We start from the raw sequence: 22,360 nt of genomic DNA, 5'->3' as shown, positions 1-22,360 counted from the left end.
TATATGAAGCGACTCAGCACTTATCTGTTATTACTTCTTGGCTTGGCTTTCAGTTCTGCTGTATTCGCAGAACCGGGTATCCCTGCACTGACCGTGTCGGACAATGCTGATGGTGGACAAGATTATTTAATTAGCCTGCAAGTTCTGGCGTTAATGACAATGCTGAGTTTTTTGCCAGCGATTGTGATTATGATGACGTCATTTACTCGTATTATCATAGTATTAGGGATTTTACGGCAGGCAATTGGTTTACAGTCGTCGCCGCCGAATCAGGTATTAGTTGGGATTGCTTTATTTTTAACGTTTTTTATTATGAGCCCAGTGTTAGAGCAAATTAATGATGAAGCACTACAACCTTATATTGAAGAATCGATTACAGCTAAAGAAGCGTTTTCGATAGCACAGGAGCCAATGAGAGCGTTTATGCTGCATCAAACGCGAGTCAAAGACATAGCGACATTCGCAGAAATCGCTGGGTATGAAACTTTAGACGGCCCTGAAGATGTGCCAATGCGAATTTTAATACCAGCATTTGTAACGAGCGAACTTAAAACCGCTTTTCAAATTGGCTTTATGTTATTTATTCCGTTTTTGATTTTGGATTTAGTGGTCGCGTCAGTATTGATGGCGATGGGTATGATGATGTTATCACCCATGATGGTCTCGTTACCTTTTAAGCTAATGTTATTTGTATTAGTCGATGGCTGGAATTTAACCATGGGTACTTTGGCAACCAGCTTTGGGGTTGGCACTTAACTAAAGTTGTCGAACCAGCCAAATAAGGAGACACCACTATGCAACCAGAAATATTTGTTGATATTTTGCAAGAAGCCATGTTTATGGTGATTTTGCTTGTTTGTTTAGTGATTGTACCCAGTATGATTGTTGGCTTAATTGTCGCTATTTTTCAGGCTGCGACTTCAATTAATGAACAAACCTTGAGTTTTTTACCGCGCTTAATTGTGACCTTAGCAGCGATTGTTTATGGCGGGCATTGGGGGATTAACCATTTAATGGAGTACACCATAGGTATGTTTATGCGGGTACAGCAAGTGGTTGGCTAAATGACGTTTTCAACTGATTTAATCATGCAATATTTGGCAGATTTATTACTGCCTTTTGTTCGGATATCTGCACTTTTGGTTACCATGATCGGCTTTAGTGGTAAGTCGGTTTCAAAAAAAGTAAAAGCTCTATTAGCTTTGATGATTGCATTTTTAATTGCACCTACCATTCCATCTCCTGGTTTCACTGAATTATTTTCGCTCGCTGGCTTTTTGCTAGTTGTTCAACAAATTTTAATTGGCGTTGCGATTGGGTTTATCTCTCAAATATTTTTAAACACCTTTGTGATGGCTGGTCAAACGATTGCTGTGCAAACAGGTTTAGGCTTTGCAACTTTAGTTGACCCTGTTAATGGTATTAATACCGCAGCGATTGGCCAGTTTTACGTTATTTTAGCCACGTTAATTTTTTGGGCTGTTGATGGCCATTTAACGATGATCAAAATGATAGCTTTAAGTTTTGAAGCTATGCCAGTGGGAACTTGGCTAGCAACAGAGCAAATTTATAAAGTGGTTGAGTGGGGAAAATGGCTATTTTTAGCAACCATGACACTAGCGTTAACGCCAATAACCGCAATGTTAATGGTTAATTTTACGTTTGGTATCATGACTCGAGCTGCACCCCAGTTAAATATTTTTTCAATTGGTTTTCCGGTCACGCAGATTACCGGGTTAATTGTGGTTTGGATTAGTCTGTCCGTCTTTATGTTGCATTTTGATACGATTTGGCAAGATGCAGCTTATTTAATGTGCGATATTTTAGGGTGCTAAAGGAGACATATGGCTGCAGAAGACGAAGGTAAAACCGAAGACCCCACCGCAAAAAAGGAAGAAGACGCTCGTAAAAAAGGCCAAGTTGCGCGTTCACGCGAATTAGGTACTATGATGGTGTTAGTAGGTGGCGGCATTGGTTTTTTACTTTACGGCCACTATTTGGGGACTGCGCTTTTTGGCGTTTTTAAAAAAGGCTTTGAACTTGAGCGTGAAGACGCTTTTGACATGTCTCGCATGTTTATTCAAATGAAAACCTTGCTTGCTGAAGTGGCTTGGCCTGCATTTGCATTGATTCTAGTTTTGGTTGTTTTTGCTGTTATTGGCAATATAGCTTTGGGTGGTTATAACTTTTCAACACAAGCAATGCGTCCTAAATTGAGTAAAATGAATCCGATTAAAGGGTTTAAACGAATTTTTGGCATTCAAGGGCTGGTTGAGTTAGTTAAATCTGTTGCTAAGGTGGCAGTTATTATTACCACTGCCTATATTTGCGTTAATTTATTTTACGACGAATTGTTACATATCAATGTAGAAGCAATGCCAGAAGGTTTGTTTAAAGCGTTAGAGATTCTCATTTGGGTATTTTTAATTTTAAGCTGTTCACTTATTTTAATTACGTTAATTGATGTGCCATATCAATTACATCAGCATAATGAACAGTTAAAAATGACCAAGCAAGAAGTGAAAGATGAACATAAAAATTCAGAAGGTGATCCCATTGTAAAAGGGCGTATCCGTAAAGCTATGTTTCAGGCTTTTCAGCGCCGTATGATGCAAGAAGTACCCAAGGCAGATGTCGTTGTTACTAACCCAACACATTTTGCTGTCGCCCTAAAATATGATCCTTTAGGCTCAGGGGCGCCTAAATTAGTTGCTAAGGGCGCAGATGAGATGGCGCTACACATTAGAAAAATAGCAGATGCGCACGACGTACCTATTTTAACCGCTCCTATGCTGGCTCGTGCAATTTATCATACCACTGAATTTGAAGAAGAAATTCCTGAAAAATTATTCGCGGCTGTTGCGCAAGTATTAGCGTATGTATTTGCCCTAAAAGATTATAAAAAAGGAAAAGTGAAAAAGCGTCCTAAGCAGTTTAGCCCGAGCAAATTACCCATTCCACCAGAGATGAAATATTAACCTTATCTGCCATTGAGAAAAACCGAGTTTGCAATTCTTATCTTGAGCGTAAATATTTCATTTGCTTGGTTCCTTTTTACAATGTTTGTTATTTTTTTAACCCTATCGCTGGCACTTTCGAAGTGTTTTCTTATGATTTTTAAAGTATTTTTTATTTTGGCACGTTGTTTGTATCACCGTTTGTGTTCTAGTTGTTATCCCCAGTTTTGGTGACATGCAGCATAGAATTTAAAGAGACTTAAATAATGGAGGTATTAGATGAACAAGCAATCATTAATCACTTTAGCAGCAACGTCTTTATTAGTTACTTCAGGTTTAGCTCATGCCGATACAACTGACCACCAAGGTCTTTATGTGGGGGCCGGGTATGGTTTATTAAAAGTAGATGGTAACGAAGATTTTGATGAAGAAGATGATGCGGTTAATGCCTATGCAGGGGTTCAATTTAATCAAATTTTATCAGCGGAAGCTGGATATATAGATTTTGGTAGCTATGGAAATGATGTTTTTAGCTCTGCAGTGGATGGCTATACCTTGGCTTTAAAAGCAGGGATTCCAGTGCATGATAAAGTCACTTTATATGCTCGTGGGGGTCAACTGTGGTGGGAGTCTGATTTAAGCGCAACCGACGATAACCAAGATTTAGATGGCGAAGATTTCTTTTATGGGGTTGGTGCCTCATTCGCTTTATCGAATAGCTGGGATGTCCGTTTAGAGTACACTCGTTACGATTTAGAGTTTGAACGTGATGAAATTGGCATTTTAGCTGAAGTTGATGACTTTGATACTGAAGTTGATCATGCAGGTATTGCACTTCAATACACTTTTTAATCGCTTAAAATAAACAGTGCTCTTAAGCAAAATTGTTTAAGGCGCTGTTTAAACTCGTTTTTTATAATTATTTTTAATGAATTAACCACAAACACAGGCACGATGGTTCGGTTTTATTTTTGCTAAGGTTAGAAATTGCTACATAGTTAACAGCTTGGTAAAAGAGTCGAGCAGGCTACTGGCTTTGTAAACCTATTTAGGGTTAGATATTAAAAGGTCAAACAGTTAAAAGTGAAAGTGTTTTATTTGCCGGAATTACGATGGAAGTAGGCGTTTAACATTGATTGAGTTTGCTGGCTTGAACATGAATGTAACTGCAAATCAAATCAAGGAACTCATTTTTAATTAACCCGAATTCAAATTAAAAAAATGAAAGTCATGGAGGCTAACGTGTTTCAATTTACCCATAATATTACCCACCACTTTAAAATAGATTACAAATTAATTGCAGTAGCCGCGATTTTAAATAGTGTTTTAGTGAGTGGCACTCAGGCAGCCACCAATGAATTTAGTGCTAAAACGCCTCAAAATATTTTATTCGACGTTGTCACGGCTAGAGCAAAAAAACTAGCCGAAAACACTTATGTAGAGCCTGAAAAAATCCAGATTGATGCACTTAATAATATTGATTATCAAGCATATAGAGCAATACGATATCGCTCTGAATCAGCTATTTGGCACAACAGCGGATTGTTTGAGTTGCAGTTATTTCACCCCGGTTTTTTATATCAACAGCCAGTTAAAATTCATACTGTAACGCCTGATGGTGATGTTAGCATGTTGCCGTTTGATCCTGCGCATTACTCCTATGATGCAAGTGCAGAATCACTACAACCTGTTATTGAGCAAGCAATTGGCGAAACTAAGCTAGGTCATGCCGGTTTTAGAATTCACTATCCATTGAATACCAATGAATACAAGGATGAAATTGCCGTGTTTCAAGGCGCCTCTTATTTTCGAGTTGTCGGCCCGAATCAAGTTTATGGTTTATCAGCTAGGGGTTTAGCAATTGACACAGCAGAGCCCAAAGGGGAAGAGTTTCCTGTTTTTAGAGAGTTTTGGCTAGTGAAGCCTACTGCGGAACAAACTCATTTGGTTGTGTACGCATTATTAGATAGCCCATCTGTTAGTGGCGCGTATCGATTTGAACTACAGCCAGGTATTTCGACGCAAGTTAAAGTAAACGCAAAGTTATTTGCACGTCAAGACATTAACAAATTAGGTGTAGCGCCATTAACCAGTATGTTTCACCACGGCGAAAATACCAATCGATTTATTGACGATTTTCGACCTGAAATTCATGATTCAGATGGTCTATTAGTTCGTTCAAAAGAGGGGCAGTGGACTTGGAGAGCATTGACAAACCCAGTTAATTTAAGAGTTAATTCATTCCAATATACCTCACCTAAAGGGTTTGGCTTATTACAAAGAGATAGAGAGTTTACGCATTACTTAGATGCTGAAGCTCATTATGGTAAACGTCCAAGTTTGTGGGTAGAGCCGATTGGTGATTGGGGTGAGGGCCGCGTTGAGTTAGTTGAAATTCCAACGGATACCGAAACCAATGATAATATTGTGAGTTACTGGGTGCCAGAAAAGCCTTTTAAAGCGGGTCAAACTCGTGAATTTAATTATTATTTAAAAACTTTCGATTCAGGTTTGCCAGAGCATGATAAAGCTCAAGTAGTACGTACCCGCATTGGATGGGGCGCTTTGCCGGGTGAAGATAACCCGCCGCCAAAATCGAAGCGCCAAATTATTGTTGATTATAAAGGCGGTGCATTGAGCAATTTATCTGGAGATTTACCACTGCAAGCGGATTTGTCACTTTCAAGCGGAAAAGCAACAGATATTACTGTGATTCGATTGCCTGACGATCAAGGCTGGCGTGTTGCATTTAAAGTAATGCCAGAAGATAACCAAGCAATCGATATGCGATTAGCATTAACGTTGAGGGAACAACAATTAAGCGAGGTATGGAATTATGTTTGGTATGCCAATGACGTCGAGTTATAAAATGACGCAACACAGTGAAAATAAATCAATTCCATTAAAAGGATTTCGTAAGTTATTCTTTGGTTTGTTAGTTGTCGCGACTGCAGCGTTAGGTATCTGGATTATGTTTGATATTTTACGTTCAAACGGCACCAGTATATTAGAGTTTTCGTTGCTTGTTTTATTTTCAATTACCTTTACTTGGATAGTGACTGCTTTCTGGAGTGGGGCGATAGGCTTTGTTTTACAGCTTTTTAAGCTTGACCCTTTAACACTAAAACCTCAAAAAGAAATTCAGTTATTAGACTCAAATGAGCTTAGTAAACAAAAAACTGCCGTTATTATGCCCATATATAACGAAGATACGGGACGGGTAATAGCAGGTTTTGAAACGACATTACGTTCGCTTGCAAAGCAAAACAATATGGCGCATTTTGATTTTTATCTATTAAGTGATAGTCAGAATGCGGATATTGCGAAAGCTGAAGCCAATGCATGGGGCGAAATGTGCGAGCGTTTAGGCGATTTGTCAAAAAATGTCTATTATCGACGACGAACTAACAATAAATCACGAAAAGTTGGTAACTTAGCGGATTTTTGTGAACGTTGGGGTAGTCAGTACGATCACATGATTGTACTGGACGCCGATAGTATCATGACAGGTGAGTGCATGCTGAAGCTTGTGTCGGCTATGCACCATAATCCTCAAGCCGGATTAATTCAAACGGTTCCTATTCCGGTTAGGCAGCATACGTTTTTTGGTCGATTTTTGCAATTTGCTGCAGTTTTATATAGCCCAATGTTAGCGACTGGCTTAGCATTTTGGCAAACCAATGGTGCCAATTATTGGGGACATAACGCTATTATTCGAGTTAAGGCGTTTATCGAGCAGTGTGGTTTACCAGAACTCGATGGTAAAGGGCCTTTTTCGGGAGAAATTTTAAGTCATGACTTTGTTGAGGCTGCTTTACTGCGCCGCTCGGGCTGGGATGTATTACTACTGGCGGATTTAGAAGGCAGTTATGAAGAAGTACCTAGCAACATACTTGACTATGCCATAAGAGACAGACGCTGGGTGCAAGGTAATATCCAACACTTAGGTTTATTAAACTCATCTGGCATTAAAATGATTAATAAGCTGCACTTTTTGTTGGGGGCCGTTGCTTATATTTCATCGTTAGTGTGGTTGTCTATGCTTGCGCTGAGTACATTTGATGCGGTAGGGCGGGCAATGGATAGTAATATCTTTTTTGAAAGTGCTTATCAAATGTTTCCTACTTGGAAAATTGCGAAAACAGAGTTGATATACTCGTTGTTGTACTTAACTGCTGGATTACTGTTATTGCCTAAAGTTATGGGGATAATTATTGGGCTTATTCATAGAAGAGCTGAATTTGGTGGCTTTTTTAAACTCTTGTTTGGCTCAATTATTGAAACTATATTTGCGATTATTATTGCACCTATGATGATGGTTTTTCATGCCTATTTTGTTGTATGTGTGTTTATCGGGCGTAAAGTGAGCTGGGATCCTCAATCCCGAGAAGGGCGTATGGTTAAATGGAAAGAGGCGTTTTCTTACACCTTTTTCGCCACCAGTGTCGCGCTAATATGGGGTGCTGTAACTTATTACTACACCCCCGTGTTTTTCTATTGGATGACACCCGTATTGTTTGGCTTGGTATTAGCGGCCCCTATCGTGAGATACTCTAGCAGTTTAACATTAGGGCTGTTGGCAAAAAAAATGGGGCTCTTTATTTGCCCAAGTGAAAGTCAAACTGATGCCGTTTTGCTTGAGTTAAATCAGCATTTAGATAGCGTACCGACGTCGTTTCTGGTCGATTATCCGTTGCCTGAGCTCCCGGCAGAGCAAAAAGCTCAGATGCCAATACAAAGCTTTTCATCAACAGCTAAGGCTCGTACGGTAAAAGCCTAATTATTTAATAAAATCAATTTTATGGGTACTTGCGGCTAAACTTTTTTGAAATTGTTTAGGTGTAAGTCCCATTAATGTTTTAAACTCTTTGGTAAAGTAGCTTTGGTCACAAAAACCGCATTGCGTCGCGGTTAAACTAATATTTTGTCCTTCCCTTAGTAACTTACAAGCAGCGGCAATTCGTGTCTTTTTAATAAATTGGCTTGGTGAGCAGGCAAATCTAGCTTTAAATTGTCTTTCAAATGTACTAATTGACATATGCAATTGACTCGCTAATTTGCTTATATCAATACTTTCGCTAAAATTTTGTTGGATAAAGCCAACCGTGTTTTTAAACTGGCTGTAAGGTTCTAATTGTTTGTCAGCCAGTGATAAATCACGTGTGATACCTTCTATCCCAACCGTTTCTCCCGCTCGATTTAATAAAGGCGATTTAGTGGTGACATGCCAGCGCATTTTGCTTGAATTACCGGGAATTAACTCAACTATATTGGCAATAGCTTGACCTGTTTTCATTATGTGTTGATCATCTTGCTGAATTTTTTCGCCTATACTTCGTGGCAGTATGTCTAAATCTGTTTTGCCGATCAGAGATTTAAGCCCATCAAATTTAAAATGATCTAAAAATAGTTGATTGGCATACACAAACCGACCGTTTAGATTTTTCGCAAAATAAAAACTGTCACTTAAGGTTTCAAATAGCTGGCTAGGTTTATCTAGAGAATTTTGAGTGTAAAAAGCAAACACATCAGAGTTGTTTACCATATTGTTATGCCTTATGTTAATAAACGTAACTTATTATTGCTTTTTGAGTTACATATGCCGATTTTATTATAGGAATCGACTGAATTATTACAGAATTTTTTGATAGATCAACTGATACTAGCTTCATAAAGTACAAGTAAATAGGGCTGGAGTCTAAATGAGTAAAATTAGAATGGGAATGGTCGGTGGCGGCCATGGAGCGTTTATTGGTGCTGTTCACCGAATAGCGGCGAGTATTGATAGCCAAATTGAATTAGTTTGTGGCGCATTTGCCAGTAGTGCTGAAAAATCACTTGCATCCGGAAAAGCTTTATATTTGCCAGAAGATCGGGTTTATCCAGACTTTCAAACCATGTTTGAAAAAGAAGCTCAGTTACCGCAAGACCAAAGAATGCAGTTTGTTGCCATTGTAACACCAAACCATATGCATTTCCCGGTTGCTAAAGCAGCTCTTGAAGCTGGCTTTCACGTCTTATCAGACAAACCTGCGACTTTAAATTTAGCCGAAGTTAAAAAGCTGAAAAAAATTGTGAAAGAGACAGGGTTATTGTATGGGTTGACTCACACCTACTCAGGCTACCCAATGGCCAAACATGCTCAAGAGATGATAGCTAATGGAGAAATTGGTCAAGTTAGAAAAGTAATGGTTGAATATATCCAAGGTTGGTTATCTGAGCCAGAAACTGAAGATAATAAGCAAGCTAGTTGGCGAACTGATCCCTCTCGTTCTGGTATTTCTGGTTGTATGGGTGATATTGGTAGCCATGCCGCACATCTTGCTGAGTACATTAGTGGTAAAAAAATTACACATGTTTGTGCAGAGTTATCTACTTTTGTTGAAGGCCGTCGTTTAGATGATGACGGTATCGTATTACTCAAAATGCAAGATGGCGCGAAAGGTACATTACAAGCAAGCCAAATTTCAGCAGGCGAAGAAAATAACTTAACCATTCGTATTTACGGTGAAAAAGCAGGTTTAGAATGGCACCAACACGAGCCTAACAGCTTACAAGTTAAACCACTTACTGGTCCAATGCAGACATTAAGAACGGGTTTAGTGGATGGTGTTAAAGCAAATCGAGGTACACGAACTCCGGCCGGTCATCCGGAAGGCTATTTAGAAGCTTTTGCGAATATTTATCTGAACTTTTCGACAGCTGTAAGAGATTTTGCCGATGGTAAAACCATTGACCCACAAGCCTATGATTATCCTTCAATTGAAGATGGTGTTCGGGGTATGGCATTGGTTCAATCATTTGTTGATAGCAGCGCATCAGACTCGAAATGGTTTGAATTAGAACAACTTTTAGCTGATTAAGTGACACAGGCTTAATTTAAGCCAGATAGGAGGATTTAATAGATGAAAACATTAAAAGGCCCAGCAATATTTTTAGCGCAATTTGCAGGTGACGAAGCGCCATTTAATACGTTACCTAATATTTGCGAATGGGTTGCGAGTTTAGGTTATAAAGGGGTGCAAATTCCAACTTGGGATAAGCGTTTATTTGATTTAGAAAAAGCGGCTACCGATTTAGATTATTGTAAAAAAATTCAAGATACCGTTGCCGAACACGGTCTAGAAATCACTGAGTTATCAACCCATTTGCAAGGTCAATTAGTGGCTTGTCACTCTGCTTATAACGATTTATTTGATGGGTTCGCACCAGCTGAATATCACGGCAATCCTGAAGCTAGAACTGAATGGGCGATTGAGCAAATGATGTTTGCCGCTAAAGCGAGTAAAAACTTAGGCTTAAAAGGGCATGCTACTTTTTCAGGCGCTTTATTATGGCATACCGTTTATCCATGGCCACAACGTCCGGCTGGTTTAGTCGAAACCGGTTTTGCAGAGTTGGCTCGACGTTGGTTACCCATTTTGAATGCGTTTGATGAAGCTGATTGTGATGTATGTTATGAGCTACATCCAGGTGAAGATTTACACGATGGGATTACGTTTGAGCGTTTCTTAGAAGCAGTTGATAACCATCCACGCGCAAACATTTTGTATGATCCAAGCCATTTTATTTTACAGCAGCTTGATTATTTAGATTTTATCGATATTTATCATGAGCGTATTAAGGCGTTCCATGTTAAAGATGCCGAGTTTGTGCCAAACGGCCGATCTGGTATGTATGGTGGTTACCAAGGCTGGGTGGATCGCCCGGGCCGGTTCCGATCATTAGGCGATGGTCAAATTGATTTTAGTGGTATTTTTAGTCGTATGGCTAAGTACGACTTTGATGGTTGGGCTGTCTTAGAGTGGGAATGTTGTCTTAAACACCCAGAAACGGGTGCTGCAGAAGGTGCTCCATTTATCGCTAAACACATCATTAATGTGACTGAAAAAGCGTTTGATGATTTTGCAGCGTCAGGCATTGATGAAGATTTTAATAAAAAAGTGTTGGGCTTAAATTAAAAGAATAAAGCATCAGTTAAGCTCATTTAGTTGATGCTTGCTAACTAGTTAGAGATAGACTCCGAGACTAACAAAGAGACCATAAAATGAATAATACTAATATTAATCAATCAAGAATATTTCTGGCATGCTGTGTGGCGTTAATTGTAACCGCCATGACATTTGCTATACGTGCGGGTATTTTGGGGCAATTAAGTGATGAATTTAACTTAAGCGACACTCAGCTAGGCTGGATCAATGCGATGGCCTTTTTAGGCTTTCCGGTCGCTATGATGTTTGGCGGTTTATTATATAATTTGATTGGCGCGAAAAAACTTATGTTTTTAGCGTTTTTCTGCCATTTAATTGGTTTGGTTTTAACGATAATGGCAGATGGCTTTATTTTATTATTACTGTCTAGCTTCTTTGTTGGTTTTGCAAATGGTTCAGTAGAAGCGGGTGCAAACCCACTGATCGCCGAAATTTACAAAAATAATAAAACCGCAATGTTGAACCGTTTTCACGTTTGGTTCCCAGGTGGTATTGTGATAGGTGCGATAACGTCTAACTTTATGACAGGATTAGATCTGAGCTGGCATGCTCAAATTGCAATCATGATTTTACCAACAATTATTTATGGTTGGCTCATGTTCGGCCAAGCATTCCCGAAAGACGACGAAGTAGAAACTTCAACTTCTGCGAATATTAAAGCTTTAATTTCACCTTTATTTATTTTTATGATGTTCTGTATGACATTAACCGCCATTACAGAGTTTGGTCCGCAGCAGTGGATTGACCGAATCTTAGGCTCAACCGACGCTAACCCAATGCTTATTTTAGCTATGACCACTGGTGTAATGGCCGTTGGTCGTTATTTCGCGGGTCCTTTAGTACACAGACTTAACCCAGTTGGTGTATTGTTAATGTCTTCTGTTGTAGCCACTTTTGGTATTTATTTATTAAGCATTGCCAATGGCGGTTTAATCTATTTAGCTGCGATTGTATTTGCATTAGGTGTGACTTATTTCTGGCCAACAATGATAGGCTTTATTAGCGAATATACACCTAAAACAGGCGCTTTGGGTATGTCATTAATGGGCGGCGCCGGTATGTTTTCGGTGAGTATGTGGAATCCTGTTATTGGTAATTGGATTGATGCAGGTCGACAAGCTGCGGAAAAAACTGGTTTAACGGGCGCTGAAGCGGAAGTGGTAGCAGGCCAAGTAACCTTAGGCCATTTAGTGTATTTCCCATTAGTATTAATTGTTTGTTTTACGGGTTTATACTTTATGACACGTGGCACACGTAATAAAGATAATCAGACGAGCAACGCCGCTGAATCTGTTTAAAAACTTTAAATAATAAAACTTTAATAAAAAAGACAAGTTAGATTTTAACTTGTCTTTTTTATTTCTATCTATCCATTTATATTTATTTTCTTTCTATAACTTCATATCTTGATTTAGCTTATCTGCGTGTATTCGTTTGCTCTCGTTCACTTTACAATGATTGATTGACTGTGTTTTTATCTTAATCTCAGTTCGGCTAAAGGTGTATTTTAGCTAATTGGATTATTTAACCTTACAGCTCTGCATGGTTTCTAACGCCTTCTTCGTGAAAAAGGCCGTTTGAAACATATTAATTAAACCGAGTTGAGGTTATCTTAAAGTTGTGCATTTAAAAGTATGGCGATGGCATTTGTGTAGTCGCTCAAGCTACTTATTTGTAATTTATTTAAGGCCGTATTTTGTTGAATTATCATAACGGACTGCGTTGGAAACGTTTGTTTAAAAATGACATGATACTGGGGAAGGGGATTATTTTCTGGAGATTTAATAAGTTGCTTTATTTGTGTGTATAACGCGGGTGGAAGTTGAGATATTTGGTATATATTTGAAAACTGGCCAGTATGTCCAAGCAGGGTTTCATTTCCTTTTGGTTTTTTTATTATGTGCAATACAGGGCTTTTTATTGCAAGTAAATCTAGCAGTTGAATTAACGCCATTTGGGTAAAATCAGGCAAACTTTTAGGGCTTAATACGAGAGGAATACTTTTAATTAGCTGATTAAATTTTGATTGTTGGTTTTGCGCATACATAATGTCGCGATAACAGCGGATAGCTGAATAAACGGTAGCGGTTAATTTATGAGCCGTTAGTTCTGATTTTTGTTTGTAGTCATGAATATCATAGCCTTTTATGATATCTTCTTTGGGTACATTGCTGGTCTGACCGGTTCTAAGCACTAGTCTGGTCACAGGGTTATTCAAAGTTTGACGAACCCACCTTATTAATTCAAGACCAGCACTGTTAGTTTCCATGACAACATCAATAAAAGCGAGTGCAATATCAGGTTGCTGTTGAAAAATAACTTTTGCTTGATTAGCTGTGTATGCATTTAAAAGTAAAATTCCCTTGTCTTCTATAATCGCATTTTTTAAAACTAACTGGGTTACTTGGTGAATAAACTTATCATCATCAACAATGAGTATTTTCCAGTAATCATCAACCTGAGTTGGATTGCTAGGTTCATGGCAAAAGTGTAAAAAACCATCGTCGCTCATGTTGATCCCTTAAGTTGTTCACTGTCGCTATTTTAGGATAGTTGAATTTACTGATTTAGGGTGGATTTTAATATTTGAATGAATAAATTGTATTGTGGAATATGAAGCAACAAGTAGAGGTAGAGGCAGTTTAGGATCTAATGATGAAAAATACGATTATCATAACAGGCGGAGCCCAACGAGTCGGTTTGGCTAGCGCATTAGCTTTACATCGTTCAGGTTATCAAGTGGTCATTACATATCGTCGTTATCGTGAGAAAATTAAAGAACTGCAAGCATTAGGTATTACTTGTGTTCAGGCGGATTTTAGTCAAGATGAAGGTATTCTATTTTTTATTGAATGGGTTAAACAAAATGTAGAGAGTTTGCGGGCGATTATTCATAATGCAAGTGATTGGAAAGCAGAATCCGATGAAGCTGACACTATTTCGCTTATGAATCAAATGATGCAAATTCATGTGCAAGCGCCATATCAGCTTAACTTGGCATTGAAAAACTACTTTAGTCAATCTTCAACTGGCGATATTATCCATATTACAGATTATACCGTTGAAAAAGGAAGTGAGGATCATATCGCTTATTGTGCCAGTAAAGCGGCGTTAGCGAATTTAACTTTGTCTTTTGCAACTAAATACGCGCCTACTATTAAAGTGAATACCATAGCACCTTCACTCATTATATTTAATCAAGGTGATACCCAAGCGTACAAAGAAGAAACATTAAGTAAATCTTTATTCGGTATTGAGCCAGGTACACAAGAAATGGTGGCTGCAATAGAGTATATTTTATCGAGTGACTACATGACTGGCCGCACGTTAAAGTTAGATGGTGGCCGACATTTAGCGTAAAAAAAACTTGATGTTTTGAATGTGGTTTTTTGAGCTTAAATATTTTTTGATACCGATTTTATGTTATAATCCTGTCATCTTTAATTGGAATAATAAAGCTGTTTATATTGATTGTTTGGTGGCTAAATCACTCAATTTTTTTAGTCGTGACTGCAAACAAGATATTATAAAAGTAATATAAAAAGTTTACCTATTGCTAAACGTTTATGTTGATTAGCATAAACGTTTTATGGCTAATCTTTTTGACAAGTTTAATTATAATATTTAACCAATTAATTCTTGTAAATATAGATTTTGATCCCCATATATTTGTTATATATTTGATGAATAGTTCGAATCTATACAAAATCTGTATAATGGTATTAAACCAAATTATCGCATCAAAGCTAGCCTAATAAGTTGGCTTTGGTTACATTTCTGATTTTTTGTTAGAACAATTGAAACCTATAGGATAGTTATACATGACTACTAAGCTGGAAAACTTACGTAAATTGACAACTGTTGTAGCTGATACAGGCGACATCGAAGCAATCAAAAAATTTAAACCTCAAGACGCAACAACTAACCCAAGTTTATTATTAAAAGCAGCGCAAATTCCTGAATATGCCCCTTACATTGATGAAGCGATTTCATGGGCTAAAGCGCAATCAGATGACGCAGAGCAACAAATTATTGATGCTGGTGATAAATTATCTGTAAACATTGGTTTAGAAATTTTAAAAAGCGTACCTGGCCGTATTTCAACTGAAGTTGATGCTCGTTTATCATTTGATAAAGAAGGCTCGTTGGCAAAAGCTCGTAAATTAATGAAGCTTTATAATGATGCTGGTATCTCTAATGACCGCGTATTGATTAAATTGGCTTCAACTTGGGAAGGTATTCAAGCTGCTGAAATTTTAGAGCAAGAAGGCATTAACTGTAATTTAACACTTTTATTCTCTTTTGCTCAAGCGCGAGCTTGTGCTGAAGCTGGCGCATACTTAATTTCACCATTTGTTGGTCGTATCTTAGATTGGTACAAAAAAGCAGAAGGTAAAGACGGCTATGCTCCATCAGAAGATCCAGGTGTGGTTTCTGTAACTAACATTTACAATTATTACAAGCAACATGGCTATGAAACAGTTGTTATGGGTGCAAGCTTCCGTAACACTGATGAAATTATTGAATTAGCTGGTTGTGACCGTTTAACTATTGGTCCTGCATTGTTAGAAGAATTAGAAGCAGTTGAAGGCGATTTAGAAGTTAAATTAGCATACAGCGGTGAAACTAAAGAACGTCCTGCACGTTTAACGGAAGAACAGTTCCGTTGGGATCATAACCAAGATCCAATGGCTAATGAAAAATTAGCTGAAGGTATTCGTAACTTTGCTGCTGACCAAAATAAATTAGAAGACATGTTACGCGCTAAGCTTTAATTATTAATTTTAATTAGCTTATACAAGGCGGTTTATACCGCCTTGTTTGTTTACAACCCCTAGGGGCTGTTACTCGTATTCGCATACGACTGTAAGGATACAGGAGACGACTAGCTAACCTATTTTGCGTCACGAGCTAAAGCGTTTAGTTAAAATACTAGTTGTATAACAAACGTTAATAGACCCTAATAATAAAGAATAAAATTATGGCTTTATTTACCCAATTAAAAAGTTACCAAGCTTTACAATCACATTTTGAAGAAGTTAAAAACGAGCATATGCGTGATTTATTCGCAAAAGATGCGGATCGTTTTACTAAATTTTCAGCTAAAGCTTGTGGAATTGAACTCGATTATTCAAAAAACCGTATTACGGAAAAAACTAAAGCGCTTTTATTAGACTTAGCTCGAGAAGCTAAAGTTGAAGAAAAGCGTGATGGTATGTTTACAGGCGCACGTATTAATACGTCTGAAGATCGTGCTGTTTTACATACTGCGCTACGTAATAAATCTGATAACGAAGTTTTAGTAGATGGTCAAGATGTGATGCCTGAAGTGCGTGCCACACTTGCTAAAATGAAAGCCTTTGTAGCAGAGGTACATGATGGAACTCGTAAGGGCTACACTGGTAAACAATTCACTGATGTATTAGCGATTGGTATCGGCGGTTCTTTTTTAGGCCCTAAAATCATGACCGAGGCACTTAAACCTTATAAAGTTGAAGGTTTGAACGTTCACTTTGTAGCGAATGTAGACGGTGCACACATTCATGATGTATTGGCTAAATTGCCAGTTGAGACGACTTTAGTGTTAATGTCTTCAAAATCGTTTGGCACGCAAGAAACATTAAAAAATACTTTAACGACGAAAGAATGGTTTTTAAATAACGGCGGCACATTTGAAGATATTGCAAAGCACTTTATGTGTGTTTCTTCAAACATTAAAGCGGCTACTGAATTTGGCATGGATGAAGACAATATCTTCCCTATGTGGGATTGGGTAGGCGGTCGTTATTCGTTATGGTCAGCAATTGGTTTACCGATTGCACTTGCGTTAGGGTTTGATAATTTTGAAGCGTTAATTGATGGCGCTTACGATATGGATCAACACTTTTTAAGCGCTCCGCTTGAAGAAAACGTACCAGCGTTATTAGGTGTTTTAGGTGTTTGGTACATTAATTTCTTTGGTGCACAAAGCCATGTATTACTGCCATATGATCATTATTTACGTGGCTTTCCTGCATATGTTCAGCAATTGGATATGGAATCTAATGGTAAATCAGCAACACCAACAGGCGATTATTTAGACTATGCAACCGGTCCAGTGATTTGGGGTGGAGAAGGTACTAATGGTCAGCATGCTTTCCATCAGTTAATTCACCAAGGCCAAGTATTGATTCCGGCTGATTTTATTATGCCAATACATTCTCAACATGAAATGAGTAATCACCATGCTATGTTGGCTTCAAACTGTTTTGGCCAAACTCAAGCACTAATGCAAGGTAAAACTGTTGAGCAAGTCAAAGCTGAATTTGCTGATAAAGGTTTAACTGACGCTGAAATTGAAAAAGTTGCGCCGCAAAAAGTATTTGAAGGTAATAAACCAAGTAATACTATTTTGATGGAAAAACTAACGCCTAGAGCCTTAGGTCAATTAATTGCTATGTATGAACATAAAGTTTTTGTACAAGGTGTTATTTGGGGTATTAACTCTTTCGACCAATGGGGTGTGGAATTAGGTAAAGTGTTAGGTAATGATGTGTTAGCTAAGCTAGAAGATAGCTCTATAGAGTTAGACGGCGATAGTTCAACTAATGCATTAATTGAGCGTTTCCGTAATCGAAATGCTTAAATTTTTAACTAGCTTTGTTATGTAACCAAGCTAGTTAATCAATTATTCAATAAAAAGGTCGCTCTTAGTAGCGACCTTTTTCTTTTTCAAATATACGCTATTTACTTAGCTTATTCATGAACTGAACTTAGTTTTTTATAGTGGGGTAAAAACATATTTTTCTAGCTGAGCGTCTGCTACTTCGCTGCCGTCGCGCTCTTGTCTGATACGAACTAATAAATAGCCTAATTCGGGCGCTAACCAAAATTCTGTAAGGCGGTCACTGTTTTTTCTAATTCTTTGTAATTTGACCGTTTTTATTTTACCCGCTGGTACTTCAATTGTTTCGTTGGCCACGACTTTAAAATGATATAACTTATCTCGTTTTTTATGATCGATAAGGTAGTATTTCATTTCGGTTTTACCGGCTGCTAAATCTAGCTTCATTTGAAGTTGGTAGCTTATTTCATCATACCAATGAATACTAGCGTCGGCATCTATTTCAACGTTTTCTTCATTATCTATAATGTTAGATTCTTTAAAACTTAGCGTTGTGCTTTTGTCGCTACCTGTACCTTCACGTTTAAATAAGTAGCGAATAGGAGTAACTGTTTGCTCATCGATGGTTAATTCAGAGGTTTCTCTGCGATGATCACTTAAAATCAGAAAAGATAGCTCTGAAAAATATGAAAACGTGAAACGATTTTCATCAATTTGGGATAGTTGGCGCTTAGCTGAACCTAAATTGAGGCGGCCTTTTGAAACTTTATATTTAGCATTAAATGGTGTTAATACATGATTTTGCGTTGTTTGTGTTGGTGAACTATTCGCAGAAAAGCCCACCATACTAATAGCTAAAATACATGAATACGAAAAACAACTAATTTTTTTCAACATAGAGCTCACCTGTTACGGGTAACACTTTATCATCAAGCCAAGCTTGGTTATGGTGCATTTTTAACCTTTGCTGGCAAAACCATCGTACAACTTTAGGGTAAATTATATGTTCTTTAGCATGGATCCGTTGAGCGAGTGTTTCCGCCGTGTCAGAATCTGTAACTTCAATTTTGGCCTGACAAACAACGGGTCCGCCATCTAATTCTTCAGTTACAAAGTGGACACTCACGCCATGCATTTTATCACCAGCGTCAATTGCTCGCTGGTGAGTATTTAACCCTTGATACTTAGGCAACAATGATGGATGAATGTTCAACATTTTTCCAACATATTTTTGCACGAATGCAGCGGTTAAAATTCGCATAAAACCAGCTAAGACCACTAAATCAGGTTGGTAGGTATCAATTACTTCACTGAGTGCTTGATCATAATCTTCGCGATTTGAATAATCTTGATGATTTACAACATGGGTAGAAATGTTTGCATTATTGGCTCTAACTAAACCATAAGCTTGCTGTTTATTAGAAATCACAGCAGCAATCTGGCCACCAAGCTGGCCAGATAATTGATTGTCGATCAAAGCTTGAAGATTTGAACCACTGCCTGAAATCAAAACAACTATTTTTTTGCTTTCAGCTGTCACGCTTATACCATCTCTACTTGCGCTTCACCGTCATTGGCATCTTCAATTGAACCGATTAACCATGCTTTTTCGCCCGATTGACGTAAGCTAATTAAGGTCGCTTCAACATCATCTTCGTGAACCGCTAAAATCAAACCAACACCACAGTTAAATGTTCTAAGCATTTCGTGTGTTTCAACATTACCTGCTTCTTGAAGCCAGCTAAACACATCAGGCCATTGCCAGCTATTTTGTTCAATCACGGCTTTCGTATTGTTAGGTAATACCCGTGGAATATTTTCCCAGAAACCGCCACCAGTAATATGGCTTATTGCATTAACTTTGGTGTTTTCTAAAAGCTTAAGTACAGATTTAACATAAATTTTAGTTGGCTGCATTAAATGTGATTTTAATGGTGTGCCATTTAAATCTTGCTCTAAATCGGCTTCGCTTACTTCTAAAATTTTTCGAATAAGTGAGTAGCCATTAGAGTGAGGACCAGACGATGCAACCGCAATTAATTTGTTACCGGCTTGCACGCGAGTACCGTCAATGACATCTGCTTCTTCTACAACGCCCACACAAAAGCCAGCAAGATCATAATCACTGCCTTCATACATGCCTGGCATTTCAGCTGTTTCGCCACCAATTAAAGCACAACCAGACTGGCTACAGCCTTCACCAATACCTGAAACAACAGAGGCTGCAACATCAATATCTAATTTTCCGGTTGCATAATAGTCTAAGAAAAATAAAGGCTCAGCACCCTGTACAATTAAATCATTGACACACATTGCAACTAAATCAATGCCCACAGTGTCATGAAAACCTAAATCGATTGCAAGTCTAAGTTTGGTGCCAACTCCATCTGTGCCTGAGACAAGCATAGGTCGTTTATATTTTTCTGGAATTCGGCAAAGTGCGCCAAAACCACCAATATTACCGACAACCTCGGGGCGGCTAGTTGCTTTTGTTACGCCTTTGATGCGTTCAACTAATTCATTGCCGGCATCAATATCAACGCCTGCGTCTTTGTAATTTAAAGTTGTTTTCTGCTCAGCCACAGTGGATCCTATTAATAAAATCAAAAAAACGAATAAATTATACCCCAATTAACTGCAAATGCGAGTTAGGGCGATTCATGTTTAACTTTAACCGAAAAGCGATGAGTACCTTTCAATTATAAAATGTTTATATGTTCACAAAAGCAACAGTAAAAACTAGCTAATTGACGATTAACATGAGTCAATACCGTTTTGCGAAACTTAATTTAAGTAAACATATTGTACCAAGTATAAAATCGGAATAAAAAGCTTTTGCTTGATATATTTGTCAGAATTCAGGATGAACAGGATAATATTGCTTGATATTTGAACGGTTTTTAAATGAATTGTAAAAGCGAATCGTTTTTGAGCTTTAAATACATTATGATTAGGTTATTATGGTTTGGCTTGGTTCATTTAATTGATTAGGAAGATTTTTAAACCTATGGCTTTGTATTTCAGCCGTTTTATACAACTATTATTTTTGTTATGCTTTTTGGGTTTTAACGCCAGTGCTGTTGAAATGAATGGCTTATACACGGCACAAATAGCGGTACAAACTCAAACATATCAAGAACGCCAAAACGCTTATAAAAAAGCGATTGAAGTTGTATTTATTCGAATAAGCGGTAATCCACATATTTCAAATCATAGTGATATTAAAAGTGCGATTACAAATTCTACTCGCTATCTAAGTCAATATCAGTTTCAACATATTGATGGACAGTTATTTTTAAAGGCGCAATTTAATGAAAAGGCAATTAATCAACAAATCCGCGCAACGGGTGGCACTATTTGGGGTAGTCGTAGGCCTCAGCTTATTTGGTGGTTAGCGCTTGAAAATGATGATGGGCAACGCAACATAGTTGCAGATGGCAATAACGACATTACTCGTTCGGTATTTGAGCAAAGTCGAGTTCGCGGGGTCGCTTCGTTGTTTCCTTTAGTCGATTTTGACGATTTAATGCTCGTCTCTCTTTCTGATATTTGGGGACGGTTTGATGAGCCAGCGTTACGTGCTAGTGAAAGATACCAAGCAGAAGTGATTGTACTGGGTAAAATATTTAAACAAAAAGCACAAGATTCAGTATCTAGCCAAGCTTGGTTTGCACAATTAAATTTAGTCGATGGTAGCCACTCTCAGCCTTTGTTAGTGAATGCAGACGATAAAAATTTGCTCATGAGTAAAGTGGTTGATGAAGTTGCAAATTTATTAGCGCAAAAATATTCAATAAAAGCGAGCGATGTCACCACCGAAGATTTATCCTTGACGGTTGAGAATATTGATAACGCTGCAGAAGCCATTGTTATTCAAGATTTTTTAGCAACCATTTCGGCGGTCGATACAGTTAAAATATATCAACTAAATCAGTCGGGCGTAACTTACCACTTAAATTTATTGGGTGAAGCGCTTGATGTTTACGACGCCTTAACATTTGACGATAGAATTGAAAAAGTGACCCCTAAATTTGGGCAAGAGAACAGTATGCCAAATAGCCTTTATCGATGGAAAGGACAGTCCCATTGAAACAGCAGTTAACTATTAATTTTGCATTTGAACCTGAAGCAAGTTTTGACTTTTTTTACGCGCAGGGCAACCAACTTTTGGTTGAAAATTTAAAGCAATTTATTAATCAGAAGTCAAACCAATACAGTAAGCAATTGCTTTATTTACATGGTATGACAGGGTGTGGCAAAACACACTTGCTACATGCTGTTTGTCATCACAGCGATGAAGCTGGAAAAACAGCTCAGTATTTACCAGCCGAACAGCTCATTCAATTACCACAAGAGTTTACACTGGGCTTGGAAAATAATGATTTATTGGTGATTGATGATGTCGATTTATTAGTAAACAATTTTGAGTGGCAAAAAAATTTATTTGATCTGATTAATCGTTGTTTAGAGCAAGGTTGTAAACTCATATTTAGCGCGAAAAAACCAGCAGATGACGTTGGTTTTGAGTTGCCCGATTTGATATCTCGATTAAATTGGGGTGAGATTTGGTTGTTAAAACCACTAAGTGATGAACAGCGACAAGCTATGTTACAGCTTAGAGCTCAAGGGCGAGGTATTCCTATGAGCGATGAACTCGCAAGCTATATTATTTTGCGTTGTCAGCAAGACAATGCAAGTATTTTAAGCTGCTTAGAATGTTTAGATAAGGAATCACTAACCGAAAAAAGGCGGTTAACAATTCCTTTTGTAAAAAATGTTATGGGCTGGTAAAGTTGAGTTAATTGCAT

At 37.9% G+C, this 22,360-nt stretch carries 20 protein-coding genes; 15 read left to right on the top strand and 5 right to left on the bottom strand.

All coding sequences use genetic code 11. The features are described 5' to 3' along the window. Nucleotides 1-3 precede the first annotated feature (3 nt). The 7 genes from fliP to mdoH all read left to right on the top strand — a co-directional run bounded on the left by fliP (nucleotide 4) and on the right by mdoH (nucleotide 7,737). On the top strand, nucleotides 4-756 hold the full coding sequence (fliP, locus tag OLW01_RS08935; protein ID WP_268073512.1) for a flagellar type III secretion system pore protein FliP: 753 nt from the start codon (nucleotides 4-6) through the stop codon (nucleotides 754-756). Nucleotides 757-794: 38 nt separating this feature from the next. Next, the gene (fliQ, locus tag OLW01_RS08930; RefSeq protein ID WP_268073510.1) at nucleotides 795-1,064 is read left to right on the top strand and encodes a flagellar biosynthesis protein FliQ; all 270 of its coding nucleotides are present in this window, start codon (nucleotides 795-797) and stop codon (nucleotides 1,062-1,064) included. Then, a complete protein-coding gene (gene fliR, locus OLW01_RS08925; RefSeq protein WP_268073508.1) occupies nucleotides 1,065-1,835 on the top strand; it encodes a flagellar biosynthetic protein FliR in 771 nt (256 codons plus the stop codon). 9 nt (nucleotides 1,836-1,844) lie between these two features. Further along, nucleotides 1,845-2,978, top strand: a complete 1,134-nt coding sequence (gene flhB, locus OLW01_RS08920; protein ID WP_268073506.1) for a flagellar biosynthesis protein FlhB — start codon at nucleotides 1,845-1,847, stop codon at nucleotides 2,976-2,978. Between the two features lie 258 nt (nucleotides 2,979-3,236). Continuing rightward, the gene (locus tag OLW01_RS08915; RefSeq protein ID WP_268073504.1) at nucleotides 3,237-3,809 is read left to right on the top strand and encodes an outer membrane beta-barrel protein; all 573 of its coding nucleotides are present in this window, start codon (nucleotides 3,237-3,239) and stop codon (nucleotides 3,807-3,809) included. 390 nt (nucleotides 3,810-4,199) lie between these two features. Beyond that, a complete protein-coding gene (locus tag OLW01_RS08910) occupies nucleotides 4,200-5,825 on the top strand; it encodes an OpgD/OpgG family glucan biosynthesis protein (protein ID WP_428980156.1) in 1,626 nt (541 codons plus the stop codon). Next, the gene (gene mdoH / locus OLW01_RS08905) at nucleotides 5,794-7,737 is read left to right on the top strand and encodes a glucans biosynthesis glucosyltransferase MdoH (RefSeq protein ID WP_268073502.1); all 1,944 of its coding nucleotides are present in this window, start codon (nucleotides 5,794-5,796) and stop codon (nucleotides 7,735-7,737) included. Before OLW01_RS08910 ends, mdoH begins: the two co-directional genes overlap by 32 nt. Here mdoH and OLW01_RS08900 read toward each other — a convergent pair whose 3' ends face one another. Then, on the bottom strand, nucleotides 7,738-8,502 hold the full coding sequence (locus OLW01_RS08900) for an AraC family transcriptional regulator (protein WP_268073501.1): 765 nt from the start codon (nucleotides 8,500-8,502) through the stop codon (nucleotides 7,738-7,740). A 157-nt stretch (nucleotides 8,503-8,659) separates the two neighbouring features. On the opposite strand from OLW01_RS08900, the gene OLW01_RS08895 reads away from it, so the two are divergent. The 3 genes from OLW01_RS08895 to OLW01_RS08885 all read left to right on the top strand — a co-directional run bounded on the left by OLW01_RS08895 (nucleotide 8,660) and on the right by OLW01_RS08885 (nucleotide 12,246). Further along, complete coding sequence (locus tag OLW01_RS08895; protein WP_268073500.1) at nucleotides 8,660-9,820, top strand: Gfo/Idh/MocA family protein; 1,161 nt, start codon at nucleotides 8,660-8,662, stop codon at nucleotides 9,818-9,820. A 42-nt stretch (nucleotides 9,821-9,862) separates the two neighbouring features. Continuing rightward, complete coding sequence (locus OLW01_RS08890; RefSeq protein WP_268073499.1) at nucleotides 9,863-10,918, top strand: sugar phosphate isomerase/epimerase family protein; 1,056 nt, start codon at nucleotides 9,863-9,865, stop codon at nucleotides 10,916-10,918. An 86-nt stretch (nucleotides 10,919-11,004) separates the two neighbouring features. Next, the gene (locus tag OLW01_RS08885; protein WP_268073498.1) at nucleotides 11,005-12,246 is read left to right on the top strand and encodes an MFS transporter; all 1,242 of its coding nucleotides are present in this window, start codon (nucleotides 11,005-11,007) and stop codon (nucleotides 12,244-12,246) included. A gap of 314 nt (nucleotides 12,247-12,560) precedes the next feature. Here the strand turns inward: OLW01_RS08885 and OLW01_RS08880 are convergent, their stop codons facing one another. Continuing rightward, entirely contained in the window at nucleotides 12,561-13,460 is a 900-nt protein-coding gene (locus OLW01_RS08880; RefSeq protein ID WP_268073497.1) for a DUF3369 domain-containing protein, read from the bottom strand. Nucleotides 13,461-13,603: 143 nt separating this feature from the next. On the opposite strand from OLW01_RS08880, the gene folM reads away from it, so the two are divergent. The 3 genes from folM (at nucleotide 13,604) to pgi (ending at nucleotide 17,573) form a co-directional block, all read left to right on the top strand. Then, on the top strand, nucleotides 13,604-14,308 hold the full coding sequence (gene folM / locus OLW01_RS08875; RefSeq protein ID WP_268073496.1) for a dihydromonapterin reductase: 705 nt from the start codon (nucleotides 13,604-13,606) through the stop codon (nucleotides 14,306-14,308). A gap of 461 nt (nucleotides 14,309-14,769) precedes the next feature. After that, entirely contained in the window at nucleotides 14,770-15,723 is a 954-nt protein-coding gene (gene tal / locus OLW01_RS08870) for a transaldolase (protein ID WP_268073495.1), read from the top strand. A 206-nt stretch (nucleotides 15,724-15,929) separates the two neighbouring features. Next, complete coding sequence (gene pgi, locus OLW01_RS08865; RefSeq protein ID WP_268073494.1) at nucleotides 15,930-17,573, top strand: glucose-6-phosphate isomerase; 1,644 nt, start codon at nucleotides 15,930-15,932, stop codon at nucleotides 17,571-17,573. Nucleotides 17,574-17,708: 135 nt separating this feature from the next. Here the strand turns inward: pgi and OLW01_RS08860 are convergent, their stop codons facing one another. The 3 genes from OLW01_RS08860 to purM are packed head-to-tail and all read right to left on the bottom strand — an operon-like array spanning nucleotide 17,709 to nucleotide 20,135. Further along, on the bottom strand, nucleotides 17,709-18,449 hold the full coding sequence (locus OLW01_RS08860; RefSeq protein WP_268073493.1) for a DUF3108 domain-containing protein: 741 nt from the start codon (nucleotides 18,447-18,449) through the stop codon (nucleotides 17,709-17,711). Next, nucleotides 18,433-19,092, bottom strand: a complete 660-nt coding sequence (purN, locus tag OLW01_RS08855; RefSeq protein WP_268073492.1) for a phosphoribosylglycinamide formyltransferase — start codon at nucleotides 19,090-19,092, stop codon at nucleotides 18,433-18,435. Before purN ends, OLW01_RS08860 begins: the two co-directional genes overlap by 17 nt. A 2-nt stretch (nucleotides 19,093-19,094) precedes the next feature. After that, entirely contained in the window at nucleotides 19,095-20,135 is a 1,041-nt protein-coding gene (gene purM / locus OLW01_RS08850) for a phosphoribosylformylglycinamidine cyclo-ligase (RefSeq protein WP_268073491.1), read from the bottom strand. A gap of 502 nt (nucleotides 20,136-20,637) precedes the next feature. On the opposite strand from purM, the gene OLW01_RS08845 reads away from it, so the two are divergent. Together OLW01_RS08845 and hda are read left to right on the top strand one after the other, a co-directional pair. After that, complete coding sequence (locus OLW01_RS08845) at nucleotides 20,638-21,642, top strand: DUF2066 domain-containing protein (protein ID WP_268073490.1); 1,005 nt, start codon at nucleotides 20,638-20,640, stop codon at nucleotides 21,640-21,642. Beyond that, nucleotides 21,639-22,343 (top strand): DnaA regulatory inactivator Hda, encoded by a 705-nt coding sequence (gene hda, locus OLW01_RS08840; RefSeq protein WP_268073489.1) that lies wholly within the window; start codon nucleotides 21,639-21,641, stop codon nucleotides 22,341-22,343. The genes OLW01_RS08845 and hda overlap by 4 nt, the downstream gene beginning before the upstream one ends. Nucleotides 22,344-22,360 lie beyond the last annotated feature (17 nt).

Origin of the sequence: Catenovulum adriaticum (genome assembly GCF_026725475.1) — a bacterium.
Lineage (GTDB): Bacteria > Pseudomonadota > Gammaproteobacteria > Enterobacterales > Alteromonadaceae > Catenovulum > Catenovulum adriaticum.
The sequence above is the reverse complement of the archived record's forward strand: the minus strand, read 5'-3'. Positions and strand labels throughout refer to the sequence as shown.

What these genes read in the sequence shown, in the direction of transcription:
- OLW01_RS08900 (WP_268073501.1), bottom strand. Translation starts at nt 8,502, where the DNA reads ATGGTAAACAACTCTGATGTGTTTGCTTTTTACACTCAAAATTCTCTA.
- OLW01_RS08890 (WP_268073499.1), top strand. Translation starts at nt 9,863, where the DNA reads ATGAAAACATTAAAAGGCCCAGCAATATTTTTAGCGCAATTTGCAGGT.
- OLW01_RS08915 (WP_268073504.1), top strand. Translation starts at nt 3,237, where the DNA reads ATGAACAAGCAATCATTAATCACTTTAGCAGCAACGTCTTTATTAGTT.
- pgi (WP_268073494.1), top strand. Translation starts at nt 15,930, where the DNA reads ATGGCTTTATTTACCCAATTAAAAAGTTACCAAGCTTTACAATCACAT.
- OLW01_RS08860 (WP_268073493.1), bottom strand. Translation starts at nt 18,449, where the DNA reads ATGTTGAAAAAAATTAGTTGTTTTTCGTATTCATGTATTTTAGCTATT.
- OLW01_RS08895 (WP_268073500.1), top strand. Translation starts at nt 8,660, where the DNA reads ATGAGTAAAATTAGAATGGGAATGGTCGGTGGCGGCCATGGAGCGTTT.
- folM (WP_268073496.1), top strand. Translation starts at nt 13,604, where the DNA reads ATGAAAAATACGATTATCATAACAGGCGGAGCCCAACGAGTCGGTTTG.
- flhB (WP_268073506.1), top strand. Translation starts at nt 1,845, where the DNA reads ATGGCTGCAGAAGACGAAGGTAAAACCGAAGACCCCACCGCAAAAAAG.
- tal (WP_268073495.1), top strand. Translation starts at nt 14,770, where the DNA reads ATGACTACTAAGCTGGAAAACTTACGTAAATTGACAACTGTTGTAGCT.
- OLW01_RS08845 (WP_268073490.1), top strand. Translation starts at nt 20,638, where the DNA reads ATGAATGGCTTATACACGGCACAAATAGCGGTACAAACTCAAACATAT.
- fliP (WP_268073512.1), top strand. Translation starts at nt 4, where the DNA reads ATGAAGCGACTCAGCACTTATCTGTTATTACTTCTTGGCTTGGCTTTC.
- mdoH (WP_268073502.1), top strand. Translation starts at nt 5,794, where the DNA reads ATGTTTGGTATGCCAATGACGTCGAGTTATAAAATGACGCAACACAGT.
- OLW01_RS08885 (WP_268073498.1), top strand. Translation starts at nt 11,005, where the DNA reads ATGAATAATACTAATATTAATCAATCAAGAATATTTCTGGCATGCTGT.
- fliR (WP_268073508.1), top strand. Translation starts at nt 1,065, where the DNA reads ATGACGTTTTCAACTGATTTAATCATGCAATATTTGGCAGATTTATTA.
- OLW01_RS08880 (WP_268073497.1), bottom strand. Translation starts at nt 13,460, where the DNA reads ATGAGCGACGATGGTTTTTTACACTTTTGCCATGAACCTAGCAATCCA.
- fliQ (WP_268073510.1), top strand. Translation starts at nt 795, where the DNA reads ATGCAACCAGAAATATTTGTTGATATTTTGCAAGAAGCCATGTTTATG.